The organism is Sphingosinicella sp., assembly GCF_052387495.1.
In the GTDB taxonomy this organism is placed as follows: domain Bacteria; phylum Pseudomonadota; class Alphaproteobacteria; order Sphingomonadales; family Sphingomonadaceae; genus Allosphingosinicella.
Window position 1 is genome coordinate 1 of the sequence record NZ_JBQTJC010000008.1, and the last position, 17,041, is coordinate 17,041.

The window sequence follows — 17,041 nt, forward strand, 5'->3', positions numbered from 1 at the left end:
GAGTAACCGCCGGATCGCCCGCCAGCGAGCCGGTAACAGGGTTGCGCCCGATGATCGTGCAGGCGGCGCTCCCCGCCGCACCAGCCGCCGGAGTGAAGTTGCCGGCGGCATCGGGCAGGCCAAAGCAGGCACTGATCGCATCTTCGGGCGCCGGCGCCGTGATCGCCCTCGTGATCTCGATATTGTAATAGTCGATCGACAGCGACAAGCCGGGGACAAACCGCGGCTGGATGACCGCGCCGACCGTCCAGGTTGTCGCCGTCTCCGGCTGAAGGTTGAGGTTGCCGCCACCCGTGGCATTGGCCTGTCCGGCGGCCGGTTGCTGGATGAAGTCCACGTTGCCGGCCGACGCGCCCTGGGCGAGACAAATGGCACGCAACTCGCCGGTGATCGGACCGCGAGCGGCTATGTCGGCGTTATTCTCGAGACGGCTCGCGCAGGGATCGTTGAACAGGTTGGTCAAACCCGTGTTCACCGGCGAGAAAAGCTCGGCGATGTTCGGAGCGCGAACCGCGCGGGCATAATTGCCGCGGAAGCGAATGTCGCGGATCGGCGCCCAGGTGCCGCCGACCTTCCATGTCGTCGTGTTGAAGCGCGGACGTCCCGGCGCGTTGACGCCATATTCCGAATAACGGATGCCGGCCTCGAGGGTCAGCTCGTCGAAGAACGGACGATCCTGGACGAGTGGGAGGATGAGCTCGCCGAACGCTTCGTAGACGTCAAATCCGCCGTCGATGTTCGGGGCCGCGCCGCCGGCACCGCCGAGATCGCCCGACTGGGCCAGCGAGTCGGAGGCCTGCTGAGCGGCATAGGAACGATACTCGCCGCCGACCGCGAAGCTGACCGGATCGTTCGCCCAGGGCATGGCCCAGCCGAAATCGCCGCTGATCGTACCGCGGGCCTGCGCGAGCGTGACCCGGGTGAGCACCGTGCTGTTGTCGTTCAGGAAGTCGAGCGCCGCCGGCGTGAAGGTGGCGTTGCCGACGGACCCGGCGAAATTGATGGGAACGCATCCGTTGGCCTGATCTTGACAAGTGGCGGCTCCCGTCACCGGATCACGGCGAATGAGCAGCGCCTGACGAACGCGAGAGTTCAGCCAGTAGCCCTGGATGACCTGGGTCTGCTCGCTTTCGCCGTAAGAGCCGAAGAGATCCCAGTCGATCGTGTCGGTGATCCCGCCCCGCGCCCCGAGACGATAATCGAACGTCGTGTTGCGGTACGAGCTGATGCGCGGACCGGTCTCGACCGCGCGGCGGAAGAGGGCGGATTGCACCTCGCGATAATTGGGGTCTCCCGGTCCGGTTGCGGTGGCCGCCGCGTCGCACTCGGCCTGGGTAAAGCGCCGCGTGTAAACGCCGACGGCCGGGTTGGTGTCGAACGCGCAGAAGGCATTGCGCTGCGCCGCCGTGAAGAACGGATTGTTCAGCGAAACGACGACGCCGATGCCGAACGCGCCGGACGGAGCGATGATCGTATCGATCGTCTGCTTCGAGAAGAGGCCGCGCGTGTAAATTTCGATCGCGTCACTGACCTCGTAATTGGCACTGCCGTAAATGTTGAACCGCTCGAACGGCGTCTGGAAAATATTGAACGGATTGAAGTTGAACGGGATCAGGACGGGGGAGAAGCCCGTGCCGTCGGCCGTCACCTGCGGAACGCCGTTGCCGTTGTCGGTGCCGGTTCGATTGACGTTAGCAAAGCGCGAGGGCGCCGGGGCGAGGCCGGAGCCGGCGGGATTGCCGCTAAACGACCCGATAGTGAACAGCGAGATGTCGCGCGCGCCCTGATAGACGGGATCGGCCTCCTGATAGCCGACCGAGAGGGTCGCGTTGCCGCGGCCGTCGTGAAATTGGCGCCGATCGTCACGTCCGCGCGGAAGACGTTGCCGTCGCCGCGCTCTGTGATCTGTTCGGAAAGGTTGATGTCGATGCCGGCGAAATCCTGGCGGGTGATGAAGTTCACCACGCCGGACACGGCGTCGGCGCCGTAGGTGGTCGAGGCGCCGCCGGTCAGCACGTCGACGCGCTGGATGAGGGCGAGAGGAATGTTGTTGAGGTCGAACAGGCCACCCAGCGTCGAGGGCACCACGCGAACGCCGTCGAGCAGGACGACGTTACGGTTGGCGCCAAGGCCGCGCAGGTTGACGAACGAGTTGCCGCCATTGCCGTTGTTGACGGCGGAGCCGATCGACGGGACCGCGCCCGGCAGCTCGCGCAGCAGCTCTTCGGCGACGTTCGCCTGCTGCAGCTCGATCTCGTTCTCGTCGGTCACGTTGACCGGGGACGAGGAAACAAGGTTCGGATTGCGAACCAAAGTGCCGGTGACGACGATCGTGCTGTCGCTGCTGCTCTCTTCGGCGGTCTGGGCCGGCGGATCGTCCTGCGCGTAGGCGGGCGATGCAATCAAGGCTGCCGAGGCGAAAATCGTGGACGCCAGAAGCCGGCCCTGAAGGATCTTGGTACGTGAAGTCATGTTCAACCCCCTTGTAGCCGCACAGGCGCGGCGCATGGTTAGACGGCGGACGAAAACCTCGTCCTCGAGCATCGGGTTATTCGACCTGACCGAACAAGACAATTCTCCTGAGTGTTTCTTTGACGACTATTCGCTCATCTTTTGCGCCGCTGCCACAGTCCTGTCATGTCCCGCGCGAGGCACGGCCGCCCCTCGACAAGCGAGCGGAGGTGCGGGAAAAGGCGGGCATGACCAAGCGACTCATCCTCTTCGCCCTGCTCGCGGCCGCGTCATCGAGCGCCGCCGCCCAGGAAAGGCGCGCGGTCGCGCCGGAGCGCCCCGAGGTGCTCAACCAGCTCACCGCCTGCCGGGCCGTGGCCGATCCCGCCGAGCGGCTCGCCTGCTTCGACCAGCAGGTCGCCGCGCTGGAGGCGGCGGAGGCGGCACGCGAGATCGCCGTGGTCGACCGGCAACAGATTCGCCGCACGCGGCGCAGCCTGTTCGGATTGCGGCTCCCCGATCTCGGCATTTTCGGCGACGACGACGACCGTGACGAGGACGGCGCGGGCGTCAACGAGATCAATTCGACGATACGCTCCGCCTATACGGGCAATGACGGCCGGATGAACTATGCGCTCGAGGACAACAGCATCTGGGTGCAGACCGAGGGCCGTGTCGGGCGCCGGCCGCGGGCCGGCGAGGCAGTGCGGGTCCGCCGCGGTTTGCTCGGCTCCTTCATTCTGTCGGTTGCCGAACGGACCGGAGTCAGGGTCGTCCGCGTCCGTTAGCTCAATCGCCGCCCATCGCGCCGGCGACCGCCTGCGGATCGAGGCGGGCGCCGTTCCAGACCAGGCTCCAGTGAAGATGCGGACCCGTCGCGCGGCCGGTGGCGCCGACGCGGCCGATCGGCTCGCCCTGCCGCACCGCCTGGCCCCGCCGGACGTTCACGCTCGACAGATGAAGGAAGGCGCTGCTTAGCCCTAGGCCGTGGTCGATGATGACCAAATTACCCTCGAGGCTGAACATCGGCGGCGGCGCGAGGACAATCACCCCGTCCGCCGGCGCGATGACGGCCGCGCCCGCCCCGGCGGCGACATCGGTGCCGCTGTGATAGGCCGCCGGGACGCCGCCGCGATAGATGCGCTGGGAACCGAACTGGCCGCTGATCCGCCCGCGCGCCGGCCAGATCAGCCGCTGCGTCCAGCCGATCGCGTCGGTGCGCCGGGCACGGGCGGCACCGATCCGGGCCAGTTCGCCCTCGCGCAGCACGCGATATTCGGGAGTGGGGCCGGTCGAGGGCCGCACCATGTTGATCTGTTGGAGCCGCCACGCGCGCGGTGCGACGCGAATCGTCTCGACCGTCTCGCGCCCGTCGCCGGTCCTTGCGACAAGCCGTACCGCTGGCGGAGCGTCGCGGTCGAGGCCGAGCAGGAACCGACCGTCCGGCGCGACGGGCACCTCGGTCCCATCCAGGGTCAGAGAAACCGACCCCGCCGGCGCCGTCCCGCGCAACAGCGCGCCCTGGGCGGGCCTGCCCTGCAGCCGGAAGGCGCCGCCCGGCACCTGAGCAACGGTCGGGAGCGACAGACAGAACAGCGAAGCGGCAGCCGCGAGGCGCGGGATCATCCTTGGCCTTCCGCCATGAGCGAGGCTTCGGCGGAAGCATAGGGCTCCTGCCGTTCGACGCTCCAGTAGCGCAAATCGGCCAGCGGGATCGGCTGGCGGGTCACCGCGCAGACGACATGATCGCCGGGGACGAGCACCCGGTAGGTGCCGGGAAGATAATGCAGCCGGGCGAGGCGGTTTCGGTGCGACATCAACATCGGGAACGCTCAATCACAGTAATTTGGGCTGATCAACCTTGGCGGAACGGGAAGCGCCCTTCGGCGGCGCGACGCCGACCGCAGCCTCGACCCGGCCGTCGCGGAAGATCAGGCGCAGCCGTCCGGCGGCGCGCGCGGCCGCGGCCGAGATCAGGGTCTTGCCGGCCAGGTCCTCGACCCGTGCATAGCCTTTCTCAAGCGGCCGGTTCGGATGGGCGAGCTCCGCCACCCGCCACAAGGCGGCGAGCCGCTCCTTCGCGCGCGCATGCGCGGAGACGAGAAGCCCGGGCCGCAGCGCGCCGGAGGCGTGGCCCAGCTCGCCCCGCGCGCGATCGAGCCGACCGCGCAGGGAACGCGGCAGCCTCTCCGCCAGCTCGTCGAGCCGCTGCCGCTGCGGCGCGAGCAACTCCTCACGCGCCGGCCAGTGACGGAGCAAGGCCTGGAGCTGTTCGGCGCCGCGTTCCTGGGCACGCCGCGCACAGCGCTCGGCCCGCCCACCGAGCTCGCGCACCTGGGCAAGCAACTCGGCCCGCACCGGCACGGCCAACTCGGCCGCAGCCGTCGGCGTCGGCGCGCGGCGGTCGGCGGCGAAGTCGCACAGGGTGGTGTCGGTCTCGTGGCCGACCGCCGAGATGATCGGGATCGCCGAGCCGGCGACGGCGCGCACCACCACTTCCTCATTGAACGCCCAGAGATCCTCGATCGAGCCGCCGCCGCGGGCGACGATCAACAGCTCCGGCGGCACCGGCAGCGCGTTGAAACCCTCCACCGCTGCGGCGATCTTCTCCGCCGCGCCCTCGCCTTGCACCGGCACCGGCCAGAGCGTGACATGGCTCGGAAACCGATCCTCGAGCCGGTGCAGGATGTCGCGGATCACTGCCCCGGTCGGCGAGGTGACGATGCCGATCGTGCGCGGCGCAAAGGGCAACGGCCGCTTCTTCGCCTCGTCGAACAGCCCCTCGGCGGCAAGTTGGCGGCGGCGCCTATCGAGTAGAGCCATCAGCGCGCCCTGCCCGGCCAGCTCGAGCCGCTCGACGACGATCTGGTAGCGCGAGCGGGCGGGATAGGTGGTGAGCTTGCCAGTCGCTACGACCTCGATCCCGTCCTCCGGCGCGAAGCGCAGCGCGCTGGCCGTGCCGCGCCAGATCACCGCGTCGATGCAGGCGGCATCGTCCTTGAGGGTGAAATAGCAATGCCCGGAGCCGACCCGCTTGAAGCCCGAAATTTCTCCGCGCACACGGACATGATCGAAGGCGCCCTCGACCATCCGCTTGAGCGCCGACGACAGCTCTGAAACGCTCAGCGCCGGCGCGTTGTCGCCCGGGGCTTCGGTTGCTAGGAGCCCGCTGTCGGGAGAATCGTCGTCCATGAATGTGTTGCTCATCGGTTCGGGTGGACGCGAACATGCGCTGGCCTGGAAGCTCGCGCAATCGCCGCTGCTCAATAAACTCTACGCCGCGCCGGGCAATCCGGGCATCGCCGAGGAGGCGGAGCTCGTCGAGCTCGACCCGGCCGATCATCGCGCGGTGATCGATTTCTGCCGCCGCCAGTCGATCGGCCTGGTCGTGATCGGGCCGGAGGCACCGCTCGTCGACGGGCTCGCCGACAATCTGCGCACCATGGGCCTGCTCGTCTTCGGTCCGAATCGAATTCCGGCGCAGCTGGAAGGCTCGAAGGGCTTCACCAAGGCGCTCTGCGACCACGCCGGCATTCCGACCGCGCGCTGGGCGCGCGCCTCGGACCGGCTCGCGGCAGAAGCGGCCCTCGAGGATTTCGGCCTGCCGGTGGTGATCAAGGCGGACGGGCTCGCCGCCGGCAAGGGCGTGATCATCGCGGAGACGGCGGAGCAGGCGGCGCTGGCGCTCGACATGATGTTCGACGGCGGCTTCGGCGGCGCCGGCGAATCGGTGGTGATCGAGGAATATATGGAAGGCGAGGAGGTCAGCTTCTTCGCCTTGGTCGACGGCGAGACGGTCAGGCCGTTCGGCTCGGCGCAGGACCACAAAAGGGTCGGCGAGGGCGACACTGGGCCCAATACCGGCGGTATGGGCGCCTATAGCCCCGCCTCCATCTTCACCCTGAAGCTCGAGCGGCGCGTGATAAAGGAGATCGTCGCGCCCACCGCACAGGCGCTTGCCGCCGACGGCACGCCCTATTCGGGTATCCTCTACGCCGGGCTGATGCTGACCGCCGAGGGCCCGAAGCTGGTCGAGTACAACGCCCGCTTCGGCGATCCCGAATGCCCGGTGCTAATGATGCGGCTCGAAAGCGACTTGCTGGCGCTCATGCTCGCCACCGCCAAGGGCGAGCTCGCAACGGCCCGAAAGCCTCGCTTGGCGAAAGAATCGGCGCTGACCGTGGTGATGGCGGCGAAGGGCTATCCGGGAACGCCGGAGATAGGCAGCGGCATCGCTCATCTCGCCGACGCCGAAGCGACCGGCGCCAAGGTCTTCCACGCCGGCACGGCGAAGTCGGGCACCCATCTCGTCGCCGCGGGCGGGCGGGTGCTCAACGTGACCGCGCTCGGCGCGACCGTGGCCGAGGCGCAGGCCGCCGCCTATCGCGCGGTCGACGCCATCCATTTCCCGGGCGGCTTCTGCCGCCGCGACATCGGCTGGCGCGAAGTGGCGCGAAAGGGCTGATTTTGACGGCGGCGCGGGATATGGACGGTCGAGAAAGGGTTTGACGCGGATATGCCGGCCATTGCCAAAATCCTGATCGGCCTCACCGCTGCGCTCGCCGCCGGCTGGGTGAGCCACGGCCCGCTCGGGCGGGGCGAGGCGTTCGTCAATCGTTTGCAGGCGCAGAGCGAGGTGGTGATCCGCCAGGCGGAGCTGCCCGACGTCACCGTGCGCTTCCCGCGCGATCCGCTCGCCCGCCAGGCGATCCTGAGCGGCAACGCCAACGATTTTCAACGTGAGGGGCAAGGATTGTTCCCGGGGCTTAATGACCGCATTCGCGATGTGTCGGGCGTGTCGGGGCTGCGCTGGGACGATACCGACTGCTGCGCGCCGGAGAGAAGTTGATGCCGCTGCTCGTCGAAACCTTGCTCCTTGTCGCGATGGCCTACCTGCTCGGGCTCGGGCTCGGCTGGCTGCTGTTCGGGCGGGCGAAGCGAGAGGGCTTCCTCTAGGATGTCGCCGAAATGCTGAGCCTGCTCCAGTTCAACCTGCCGGTCCTCGCCACCGCGCTGCTGATCGGCATCCTCACGGGCTGGTGGGCGTTCCGCCGGCCGAAAGCGAAATAGCCAGGAAACGATCCGTCATATGACCTTCGACACGACCACCATCCTGATCATCGTCGCCGTGCTCGCGGTGCTGATCCTCGGCTTCCTGACGATGCGGTCCAGGCCCGCGAAGCGGGTCGAGCGCCGCGAGGGCGAGCCCTATGTCGCCAGCCGGGACCGGCCCTATGTCAAGCCCAGAAAGGACGGTCCGGAGGGCAATGGGGTCGCGGACGAGGTCGCGGCGGCGACCACCGACGTTGCCGGCGAGGTATTCAGCGTCGACGCCCATCGCGAGCTCGGCGGCGCGACCGGACCCGGTGATGACCTCAGCCGGCTCAAGGGCGTGGGGCCAAAATTCGCCGCCAGACTCAACGAGTTGGGTGTGATCAGCTACGCCCAGCTCGCCGGCTTCAACGAGACCGAGCTCGCCCATCTCGACGAGCGCCTCGGCCCGTTCAGCGGCCGCCTCGCACGCGATCGGGTGGCTGAACAGGCCGACTATCTCGCCCGGGGCGACGTTGACGGCTTCGAGGACAGGTTCGGCAAGCTCGGCGAAGCCTGACCCCCCAATCTCCACACACCGGGAGCAATTTCTTGCCTAGATTTATCGCGCGGCTCGCTTTGGGGCTGCTCCTGCTCACCGGGCTGCAGGCGCCCGCGCTCGCGGCCGTCGAGATCGCCTTTTACTCGCGCGAGCTGGGCGGCAACAATTTCCCGCACGCCTTCGTCCAACTCAGCGGCAGGGTGGACGCGACCGGCGAGGCCGTCGACACGAGCTACGGCTTCACCGCCCGCGCGGTTTCGCCGGCGATCCTGTTCGGCTCGGTTTCGGGCGAGGTTGTCGTGGAGGGGCCACAACAGATCGCGCGCAGCGACCGGCAGTTCTCGCTCGTCCTCAGCGACGAGCAGTATCGCGCGGTGATGGCGGTGGTCGAGGCGTGGCGGAACCGCGCCCAGCCCTCCTATAATCTTAACCGGCGCAACTGCGTCCACTTCGTCGCGGAGCTCGCGATCACGGTCGGGCTGCGCGTCGAGCAGCCGTCCCGGCTGATGAAGCGGCCTCGCTCTTTCCTCCAGCATGTCTTGAGTCTCAATCAGGGGCGTGTCCGGCCCGGTTGACGGACGCCGGGGGGCGGGCGCGAACGTCCATTGCCCGTTTGGCGACTCCCTTCGATCTCTGCTATGCCGCCGGAAAAGGCCACAGCGAAAAAATAAGTGGGGTCGCGTATGGCGTTAGCGGAAGCGGACCGTGACGGGGTGGTGGCCCAACGCCGGCGCCGGCGGCCAGGGTTGAGAGGCACGACCGCTCTCGTCGCCTCCCCCCTCCTCTTCATCGCCTCGGCCGCATTCGCCCAGGTGCCCCCGCAGCAGCCGGTCGCGCCGACCCGCGAGGAGGTCGAGCGCCCGCTTCCAGAGCGCGCGGAGCAGCCCAGGGCGCGGCTCGCGGTGGAAGGCGAGATCGAGCGCGCGCCCTGCGCACTGGACCGGCCGGAATATGCGAGCATCCGTTTCACCCTGAGCGATGTCGTCTTCGAGGATCTGCGCGGCCTCTCCGCGGACGCGCTGCGGCCCGCTTATGCCGCGATGGTCGGGCAGGAGGTGCCGGTCGCTTCGATCTGCGAGATACGCGACCGGGCGGCGGCGATCCTTCAGGAAGCGGGCTATGTCGCCGCGATCGAGGTGCCCGAGCAACGCATCGCCGACGGCACCGTCCGCCTTCGCGTTGTGATGGCGCGGCTCGTCGCCCTGCGCGTGCGCGGCGACGCCGGGCGGGCGGAGGCGCTGATCGCCTCCTATCTCGAGCGGCTGACAGAACAAGAGGTGTTCAACCGCTACGAGGCCGAGCGCTATCTGCTGCTCGCCGGCGACCTGCCGGGCTACAACGTGCGGCTCGCGTTGCGCTCGGCGGGGCAGGCGCGGGGCGAGGTGATCGGCGAGGTGACCGTCCAGCGCGTCCCGGCGCTGGTCGATTTCACCGTGCAGAATCTCGGCTCGCGCGAGCTCGGCCGCTGGGGCGGGCTGCTTCGCGCCCAGTTTTTCGGCCTGACCGGGCTCGGCGACCGCACCTCGATCGCCGCCTACAGCACCGCCGATTTCGACGAGCAGCAGTCGCTCCAGATCGCGCACGATTTCCGGCTGGGCGGCGAGGGCCTCGCCATTGGCGGCCAGCTCACCTTCGCCTGGGCCAATCCGGACCTCGGCCTCGCCAATGCCGAGATCGGATCGGACACGCTCTTCGCGACGATCGAGGCGAGCTACCCCTTCGTCCGGCGGCAGGACGGCTGGCTGCGCGGCACGCTCGGCCTCGACCTCGTCAACCAGGACATCGACTTCAACGGCATCCCGATCAACCGCGACCGGCTGCGCGTCCTCTTCGCACGGATCGCCGGGGAGGCGATCGGCCGCTCCGCCGATCCGCGCTACGCGATGGCGGCGCCGGCGTGGCGCCTCGGCGCCTCGGCCGAGTTGCGCCAGGGGCTCGACATTCTCGGAGCGACCACGCCGTGCGGGCCGGCGCTCGCCGCCTGTCTGGCGCCCGGAATCGAGCCGCCGACCCGGCTCGAGGGCGATCCCACCGCGACCGTGCTGCGCGGTGCGCTTTATGGCGAGGCCCGGCCGACGCCCGCCCTCACCTTCGCCGCCCAGGTGCGCGGTCAGTATAGCGGCAGCCCGCTGCTCAGCTTCGAGGAGTTTTCCGGCGGCAATTACACGATCGGGCGCGGCTACGATCCCGGCACGATCCTCGGCGACCGGGGCATCGCCGTGCAGGCGGAACTTCGCTACGGCAGCGTCAACCCGCGCAGCGCGCGGTCGTTCGCGATCGAGCCCTTCGTCTTCGTCGACCAGGCCTGGTCGTGGAACGAGGAGCGATTGTTCCCGATCCCGCGGCAGGAGCTGACCTCCGTCGGCGGCGGCATCCGCGCCGGCTACGGCAATGCGATGCGGCTCGAGCTGCTCGTCGCCTTCCCGCTCGACCGCACCTTCCTCCAGCCCGATCGCGACCCGCGCATCCTGCTTACGATCACGACCCGGCTGTGGCCATGGAGCTTCTGATGACGGTCTCCGCGCGTTCCGCCCCGTCCCGCCTCTCCACCACCCGGCGCCATCTGCTGCTCGGCTGCGCGCTCGGCGCCGCGCTCGCGGCGGTGGGACGGCCCGAGCCGGCCAGGGCGCAGGCCTTCGACGCGCTGCCCACCATCTCCGGGGGCAATGCCACCTTCGCGAACGGGGCGGGGACGACCACGATCACCGTGAACACGCCGGAGGCGGTGATCGACTGGCGGCCGAACACCACCGACAATCCGTTCGTCTTCCTGCCGGCGGGCAACATCGCCACTTTCCAGAATGGCGGCTCGATCACCAACTTCGCCGTCCTCAACCGAATCATCACCAACTTCCCGTCACGCTTCGACGGCACGGTGAACAGCCGAGTCAACGGCGCGCCGGGCGGCACCGTGCTGTTTCAGGGACCCGGCGGCATCATCGTCGGACCGAACGCCCTGTTCGACGTCGGTAATCTCGTCCTGACCACGCTCGCGGTCGAGGTCGGCTACGGCACCTTCATCCAGCCCGACGGCTCGATTCGCTTCATCGTCCCGCAAAACCCCTCGGCAGCGATCGTCACCGAAGCCGGGGCGCGGATCGTCGCCACGGCCGACGGCAGCTGGGTCGCTTTGGTCGCGCCGCGCATCGATCATGGCGGCGACACGCGGGTCAACGGCTCGGCCGCTTATATGGCCATGCTGGCCGGCTCGTTCGTGGTGAACCAGGGATTGTTCGACATCGTCATCACCACCGGCACGGGCCAGCCCAACGCGATCACGCACGGCGGCAATACGGGCGGCCCGGCGAGCACCGGCGCGGCCGGCGACAATCATCGCATCTACCTCGTCGCGGCGCCCCAGGGGGCGACGACGACGCAATTGCTGCTGGGCGGGACGATCGGCTTTGACGACGCGGTGAGCGCGTCGGTCGAGAACGGGGTCGTCTACCTCTCGTCGGGGGCGAATCCGCCACAGCTCACCGATTTTGCGCAGACGCCGGATGCCGAGATCGCCGACGACACCAGTCCGGCGGGCACCATCGTCTTCCAGGATCTCGACATAAGCTCGCGGCTGCAGGGCTTCGCCACGCGCGGCATTTCGATGAACGCCGGCGCCTTCAATCCACGCGAAACGCCCGGCGTCGCGCTCTTCGCGGGCGACGGCATCGTGATGGACGCGGCAACGGGCAACATTTTCACCGGGACACTGGGCGCCGACCTCCAGATCGAGTTGCGCGCGCCGCAGGGCGACGTGACCACCGGCAACGCGCGCGCCGGCGAGGCGATCCTGATCGAGGCCGGCGGCGCGATCGGATTCGGCGATCTGTTCGGGCGGGCGATCCAGCTCGACGCCGGCACGACCATCACCGGCGGCACGGCGACGGCCGAAGGTGATACCGACGCGCCCGACGACGTCGTGATGGACGCGGGCGGCGCGATCTCGACCGTCGGCGCGGTCTCACTTTTCGGTAACGTCCAGATCACCGGCGGTTCGCTCAATGCCGACCTGCTCGATGCGGCGCTCGACCTCACCGTCCAGGCGACGGGCGCAGTCAACGTCGTCACCGCCATTTCCGGCGACGCCACGTCGATCGAAGGCGGCTCGATCGATCTCGACGCGGGCACGGCCGGCACCACCATGGTGCTGACCTCGACCGCCACATCGATCAACGCCGGCACGCTTTTCTCGCCCGGCGACATGACGCTCGACGCCGCGACCGATCTCAACTTCGCCAGTGCGGACACGGACCAGGTCCTCCTCGGGACGGCTGGCGGAGCGATCAACTTCACGACCGCTGGAGGCCGTGCGGTCACGCTCGACGCGGGCACCAGCATGACCGGCGGCGACGTCACCGCCGACGGCAACACGACGCTGGCCGACAATGTCGTTCTGATCGCGGGCGGCGCGATCAATGTCGGCAACGTCGTTTCGCAATCCGAGGACGTGCTCGTCACCGCCGGCGCGCTCACCGCCGATTTGCTCGACGCCGCCGGACTGATCGATGTCCAGGCGACGGGCGCGATCAACGTCGCGACGGCCACTTCGGGCGGCGCGATGTCGATCGAGGGCGGTAGCGTCGCGCTCGACAACGGCACCGCCGGCACCACCATGGCGCTGACCTCGACCGCCACATCGATCAACGCCGGCACGCTTTTCTCGCCCGGCGACATGACGCTCGACGCCGCGACCGATCTCAACTTCTCCAGCGCGGATACGGACCAGCTCCTTTCGGGAACGGCGGGTGGCGCGATCAACTTCACCACTGCCGGCGGCCGCGCGGTGACTCTGAGCGGCGCCGCGATCAACGGCGGCGACGTCACCGCGGACGGCAACACCGCGCTCGCCGACGACGTGACCCTCGACGCCGCCTCGATCGTGATCGGCAATGCCGTCTCGCAGACCCAGGACGTGCGCGTCACCGGCGGCTCGCTGACCGCCGGCCTGCTCGACGCGGCGGGCCAGGTTTCCGTTCAGACGAGCGGCGCGGTGGACGTGACCGCGGCGACTAGCGGCGGCGCGATGTCGATCGAGGGCGGTAGCGTTGACCTCGACAACGGCGTTGCAGGAACGACGCTGGCGCTGACCTCGACGGCCGGCGCGATCGACGCGGGGAATTTGTCGTCCACCGGGGACATGATTCTCGACGCCGACACCGACCTCAGTTTCGCCAGCGCCGAATCTGGCACGTCGCTGGCAGGCAGCGCCGGCGGCACGATCGACTTCACGACCGCGCGCGGCCAGGCGGTGACGCTGAGCGCGAGCGCGATCAATGGCGGCGACGCGACCGCGCTCGCTGACGACGTCACGCTGGACGCCACTTCGATCGCCATCAGCAGCGCCATTTCCGAAGCCCAGGACGTGCGGATCACCGGCGGCGCGCTGACCGCGGGCCTGCTCGATGCGGCGGGCCAGGTGCAGGCACAGATGACCGGCGCGGTCGACGTGGATACGGCCGTCGCCGGGACGAGCCTGGCCCTGCAGGGCGGCAGCGTCGCCCTGGATAACGGCGCGGCGGGAACGACCCTGGCGCTGACCTCGACGACCGGCGCGATCGACGCCGGCACGCTCGCGGCGGACGGCGATGTCTCGCTGAACGCCGCGACCGGACTCGATTTCGACAGCGCAGACGCCGGCCAGCTCCTGTCCGGAACCGCGGGCGGCGGGATCAGCTTCGCCTCGGCCCAAGGGCGGGCGGTCACCCTGAGCGGGGCGACGATCACCGGCGGCGATGCGATCGCGCTCGCCGACGACGTGGTGCTGAATGCGACCGGGGCGATCACGATCGACAGCGCGGTCTCCACCTTCCAGGATGTCCGGATCAGCGCGGGCTCGCTCACCGCGGACCTGCTGCAAGCCAATTCGCTGATCGGCGTGCAGGCGACCGGCGCGGTCAGCCTGAACGCCGCGACCGCCGGCCAGGTGATCGACGTCAACGCAGGCGGCGGGATCACCGCCGGGGGCCTGCTCCTCGTCACCAACGCGGCGGACGCGAGCCAGGGCGTTTTCCTGCGCGGGGGGCCGTTCGTGCGCATCGTCACTCCGGATGGGCGGATCGAGGTTCGGGATGCCGATGGCGGACTTGCCGGCTCGATCGAGCTGAGCGCGACCCAAATCGTCGTCGCCACGCAGGCGACCATCGCCGCGCTCGGCAACGCCGGCTCGGCCTTCGAACGGAACCTGCTGCTCGGCGCCAACAACGGCCCGGTGAACGACGCCGGCTATTTGCAGGCGGGCCGGCTGCAGCTTTCCGCGCCGAGCAGCACGATCTACGTGCAGAATACCGGCGTCAGCAACGGCGATCCGGATCAAAGGCGGGGCTTCACCGCCAACGCGCTGGAGCTGGTCACCTCGGCCACCGGCAGCACGCCGACCGAGATTTTCATCAACGGCCGCCTGGCGACGCCGGACGGCGGCTTCGTCACCGGATTCGGCGTGATCGTGCTGGCCGAGATCAGCGGGCCGGATGGCACCAGCCCCAATCTCAACGCGCTGTCGCGGATCAACAATTGCCTCATCACCACCGGCCGCTGCACGCCGACCGAGATCGTCGAAGGGCCCGATCCGATCACCGGCCCGGTCGAGGATCCGGCGCCGATCGCGCTCGCGGTCAGCGACGACCTGATCGACACCGGCTTCGACACCGAGTCGCTGCTCGAGGAGCCGGTGACGAGCGGCAGCGACACCAGCCTGTGGGAATGCGAGCCGGATGAGCAGACGCCCTGCGAGCCGACGGACGGGGATGAATGAGATGAGCCGCCAACTCCTTGCCGGCCTGACGCTGGCCGCCATGCTCGCCGCGCCGGCGGCGCTCGCCCAGACTCCGGAGACCTTCTCGCTCGCCAGCCGGGACAGCTTCCGGATCGGGACCGAGGGCCTGGTCCTCTGCACCGCACAGTCGAGCGCGACCGATCGGGCGCTCACCGACATGTTCGACCGCGGCTATGCGATCGTCTGCCGCGACGCGGCGACCGCCGTCGGCCAGGTCTATGCGCTGCGCACCCGCGGCGGCGACCCGACGGCGCGGCTCGCCGGGATCCGCGCCGACCGGGTCACCTGCCAGGGCGGCGGCCAGGCGCAGATCGAGGGGCTGGGAGCGGTCGAAAGCCTCGATTGCCGGCTCAGCGCGGCCGACGTCGCCTATCGCGTCTACACCTACCGCGCGGGCAACATCGTCTATGTCGCCGAGGGGCTCGGCGGCTATGACGGCGTGCTCCGCCTCGCCTTGCGCAGCGTGATCGAGGACAGGATCGTGCCCGGCGAGGTTTCGATCGCGGTCACCGGCGCCGGCGATCCGGTCGCCTTCGCCCGCGCCCAGGCCGGCGCGCTCGACCGCCAGCGCGCGCTGGCCGAAGCCTATCGCCGCAACAATGCCGGCAATTTCGCCGAATCGGCCGAATTCTTCGCGGTGCTCACCGGTGGACAAGGCGACGACGCCGCGCGCGCCGAGGCCGTCGTCAACGAAGCGCTGCAGCGCTCGAACCTCGGCCGCTATGCCGAGGCGGACGTGCTTTTCGCCCAGGCCGAGGACATGGCGCGCGCCGATCCGGTAACCGCGCGGCGCTACCGCAACTACCGGGCGATGCACCTCTTGAATCAGGGCCTGACCGCGGCCGCGCTGGCCGAGCTCGATCGGCCCCTGCCCGAGGTGGAGGCGGCGCGCGGCGTCAGCGAGCTGGTGATCGATTCGGCGACCGCGGCGCGATTGAGCGCGGAATCGCCGGGCGCGCAGGCGCTGGCCGGGATCGCGGGGCTGACCGAGCGCGACAAGGCGCAAATTCTGGACGGCCAGGCCCGGCACATCCGCGGCACCATCCTCTACCAGCAGGGCCGCCGGGCCGGGGCGGTGGCCGCGCTCACCCAGGCGCTCGACGAACTGGTCGCGATCCGCGGCGGACGCATCGCCGCCACGATCTGGCTGCGCGCGCAGATTTTCGGCGAGCTCGCCCGCATCGCGGAAGCGGAGGGCAACCCGGCCGAGGCGGAGCGGCGGCACCGGGAAGCGGTCGCTCTGCTCGAGGTCAATTATCCCGATTCCTCGGCTTTGTTCAGCGCCAAGGGGCGGCTCGCGGGCTTCTTTGCGCGCACCGGGCGGACCGAGCAGGCGCTGACCCTGTTCCGCGAGATCGTCGCCGCCAATGCTGACGGCGGCGCGCCCGCGCTCCGCCGCACGCTCGCGCCCTATTTCGAGCTGCTCGCCGAGCGCGCCGCCGAGCCCGCCGCAGTCGAAGAGATGTTCGCGGCAAGCCAGGTGCTGATCCGGCCCGGCGTCGCCCAGACCCAGGCGATCCTGGCGCGCGAATTGAGCGGCGGCAGCGACGAGGCGGCGCGGCTGTTCCGCCAGTCGATCAACCTCACCCGCGAGATCGAGCGCACCCGGGTCGAGCTGGCCCGGCTCGAGGCGGGCGGCGACGCGGCGCCCCCGGCCCCCGCCGGCCGGATCGACGCGCTGCGCGCCTCGCTCGCCCAGCTGCGCGACACCCAGATCGCGACCCAGGCGCGGCTTGCCGATTTCCCGCGCTACCGCGTCGTCGCGGGGAACGCGCTCTCGCTCGCCGACCTCCGCCAGCTGCTCCGCCCCGGCGAGGCCTATTACAAGCTCGTCTTGGTCGGCGACGATGCCTATGCCCTGTTCGTCACGCCGGACGGCGCCCGCGCCTATCGCGCCGGGATCACGCCGGACGATCTGGAGAGCCGAGTCGACCGGCTCCGCCGCACGATCACGGTGATGGAGAACGGCGTCCAGCTCACCTATCCGTTCAACGTCGAGCTGGCCCACCAGCTCTATCGCGACCTGTTCGCGCCGATCGAGGGCGAGCTGGCCGGAGTCACCCATCTGATCTTCGAGCCCGACGGCGCGATGCTGCGGCTGCCGCCCAATCTGCTGGTCATGGACCAGGCCGGGGTCGAAGCTTATCGCGCGCGCGCCGCGCAGTCGGTCGACAACGAGTTCGATTTCCGCGGCATCGCCTGGCTCGGGCGACAGCGCGACGTCAGCA

At 69.3% G+C, this 17,041-nt stretch carries 13 protein-coding genes; 8 read left to right on the top strand and 5 right to left on the bottom strand.

Translation table 11 applies throughout. The annotated features are described in order from the left end of the window. The coding region (locus ACT4N8_RS00650; protein ID WP_444856202.1) for a TonB-dependent receptor domain-containing protein at positions 1–1,648 on the bottom strand (1,648 nt) is incomplete at its 3' end. Next, on the bottom strand, positions 1,645–2,472 hold the full coding sequence (locus tag ACT4N8_RS00655; protein ID WP_444856203.1) for a TonB-dependent receptor plug domain-containing protein: 828 nt from the start codon (positions 2,470–2,472) through the stop codon (positions 1,645–1,647). The genes ACT4N8_RS00655 and ACT4N8_RS00650, both read right to left, overlap by 4 nt. 227 nt (positions 2,473–2,699) lie before the next feature. Here ACT4N8_RS00655 and ACT4N8_RS00660 point away from each other — a divergent pair, with 227 nt between their 5' ends. Beyond that, on the top strand, positions 2,700–3,239 hold the full coding sequence (locus ACT4N8_RS00660) for a hypothetical protein (protein WP_444856204.1): 540 nt from the start codon (positions 2,700–2,702) through the stop codon (positions 3,237–3,239). Position 3,240: 1 nt separating this feature from the next. Here ACT4N8_RS00660 and ACT4N8_RS00665 read toward each other — a convergent pair whose 3' ends face one another. Genes ACT4N8_RS00665 through xseA form a run of 3 tightly spaced genes read right to left on the bottom strand, consistent with a single transcriptional unit; the run spans position 3,241 to position 5,643 of the window. Beyond that, positions 3,241–4,077 (bottom strand): M23 family metallopeptidase, encoded by an 837-nt coding sequence (locus tag ACT4N8_RS00665; protein ID WP_444856205.1) that lies wholly within the window; start codon positions 4,075–4,077, stop codon positions 3,241–3,243. After that, positions 4,074–4,274 carry a DUF2093 domain-containing protein gene (locus ACT4N8_RS00670; protein ID WP_444856206.1) on the bottom strand — a complete coding sequence of 67 codons (201 nt, stop codon included), beginning with the start codon at positions 4,272–4,274 and terminating at the stop codon, positions 4,074–4,076. The genes ACT4N8_RS00665 and ACT4N8_RS00670 overlap by 4 nt, the downstream gene beginning before the upstream one ends. A gap of 13 nt (positions 4,275–4,287) precedes the next feature. Further along, positions 4,288–5,643, bottom strand: coding sequence for an exodeoxyribonuclease VII large subunit (gene xseA / locus ACT4N8_RS00675; protein ID WP_444856207.1), 1,356 nt, complete (start codon positions 5,641–5,643; stop codon positions 4,288–4,290). Here xseA and purD point away from each other — a divergent pair. The 7 genes from purD to ACT4N8_RS00710 form a co-directional block, all read left to right on the top strand. Next, positions 5,642–6,916, top strand: a complete 1,275-nt coding sequence (gene purD, locus ACT4N8_RS00680; RefSeq protein WP_444856208.1) for a phosphoribosylamine--glycine ligase — start codon at positions 5,642–5,644, stop codon at positions 6,914–6,916. The two genes, xseA and purD, sit on opposite strands and share 2 nt — an antisense overlap. 51 nt (positions 6,917–6,967) lie before the next feature. After that, positions 6,968–7,300, top strand: coding sequence for a hypothetical protein (locus tag ACT4N8_RS00685; RefSeq protein ID WP_444856209.1), 333 nt, complete (start codon positions 6,968–6,970; stop codon positions 7,298–7,300). 240 nt (positions 7,301–7,540) lie between these two features. After that, the gene (locus ACT4N8_RS00690; protein WP_444856210.1) at positions 7,541–8,062 is read left to right on the top strand and encodes a hypothetical protein; all 522 of its coding nucleotides are present in this window, start codon (positions 7,541–7,543) and stop codon (positions 8,060–8,062) included. 32 nt (positions 8,063–8,094) lie between these two features. After that, on the top strand, positions 8,095–8,619 hold the full coding sequence (locus ACT4N8_RS00695; RefSeq protein ID WP_444856211.1) for a hypothetical protein: 525 nt from the start codon (positions 8,095–8,097) through the stop codon (positions 8,617–8,619). Positions 8,620–8,790: 171 nt separating this feature from the next. After that, positions 8,791–10,554 (top strand): ShlB/FhaC/HecB family hemolysin secretion/activation protein, encoded by a 1,764-nt coding sequence (locus tag ACT4N8_RS00700; protein ID WP_444856212.1) that lies wholly within the window; start codon positions 8,791–8,793, stop codon positions 10,552–10,554. Next, positions 10,554–14,792 (top strand): beta strand repeat-containing protein, encoded by a 4,239-nt coding sequence (locus ACT4N8_RS00705; protein ID WP_444856213.1) that lies wholly within the window; start codon positions 10,554–10,556, stop codon positions 14,790–14,792. Before ACT4N8_RS00700 ends, ACT4N8_RS00705 begins: the two co-directional genes overlap by 1 nt. A gap of 1 nt (position 14,793) precedes the next feature. Next, positions 14,794–17,041, top strand: a 2,248-nt coding sequence (locus tag ACT4N8_RS00710) for a CHAT domain-containing protein (protein ID WP_444856214.1), incomplete at its 3' end; no start/stop codon positions are given.

What these genes read in the sequence shown, in the direction of transcription:
- ACT4N8_RS00685 (WP_444856209.1), top strand. Translation starts at nt 6,968, where the DNA reads ATGCCGGCCATTGCCAAAATCCTGATCGGCCTCACCGCTGCGCTCGCC.
- ACT4N8_RS00660 (WP_444856204.1), top strand. Translation starts at nt 2,700, where the DNA reads ATGACCAAGCGACTCATCCTCTTCGCCCTGCTCGCGGCCGCGTCATCG.
- ACT4N8_RS00670 (WP_444856206.1), bottom strand. Translation starts at nt 4,274, where the DNA reads ATGTTGATGTCGCACCGAAACCGCCTCGCCCGGCTGCATTATCTTCCC.
- ACT4N8_RS00655 (WP_444856203.1), bottom strand. Translation starts at nt 2,472, where the DNA reads ATGACTTCACGTACCAAGATCCTTCAGGGCCGGCTTCTGGCGTCCACG.
- ACT4N8_RS00705 (WP_444856213.1), top strand. Translation starts at nt 10,554, where the DNA reads ATGACGGTCTCCGCGCGTTCCGCCCCGTCCCGCCTCTCCACCACCCGG.
- ACT4N8_RS00690 (WP_444856210.1), top strand. Translation starts at nt 7,541, where the DNA reads ATGACCTTCGACACGACCACCATCCTGATCATCGTCGCCGTGCTCGCG.
- purD (WP_444856208.1), top strand. Translation starts at nt 5,642, where the DNA reads ATGAATGTGTTGCTCATCGGTTCGGGTGGACGCGAACATGCGCTGGCC.
- xseA (WP_444856207.1), bottom strand. Translation starts at nt 5,643, where the DNA reads ATGGACGACGATTCTCCCGACAGCGGGCTCCTAGCAACCGAAGCCCCG.
- ACT4N8_RS00665 (WP_444856205.1), bottom strand. Translation starts at nt 4,077, where the DNA reads ATGATCCCGCGCCTCGCGGCTGCCGCTTCGCTGTTCTGTCTGTCGCTC.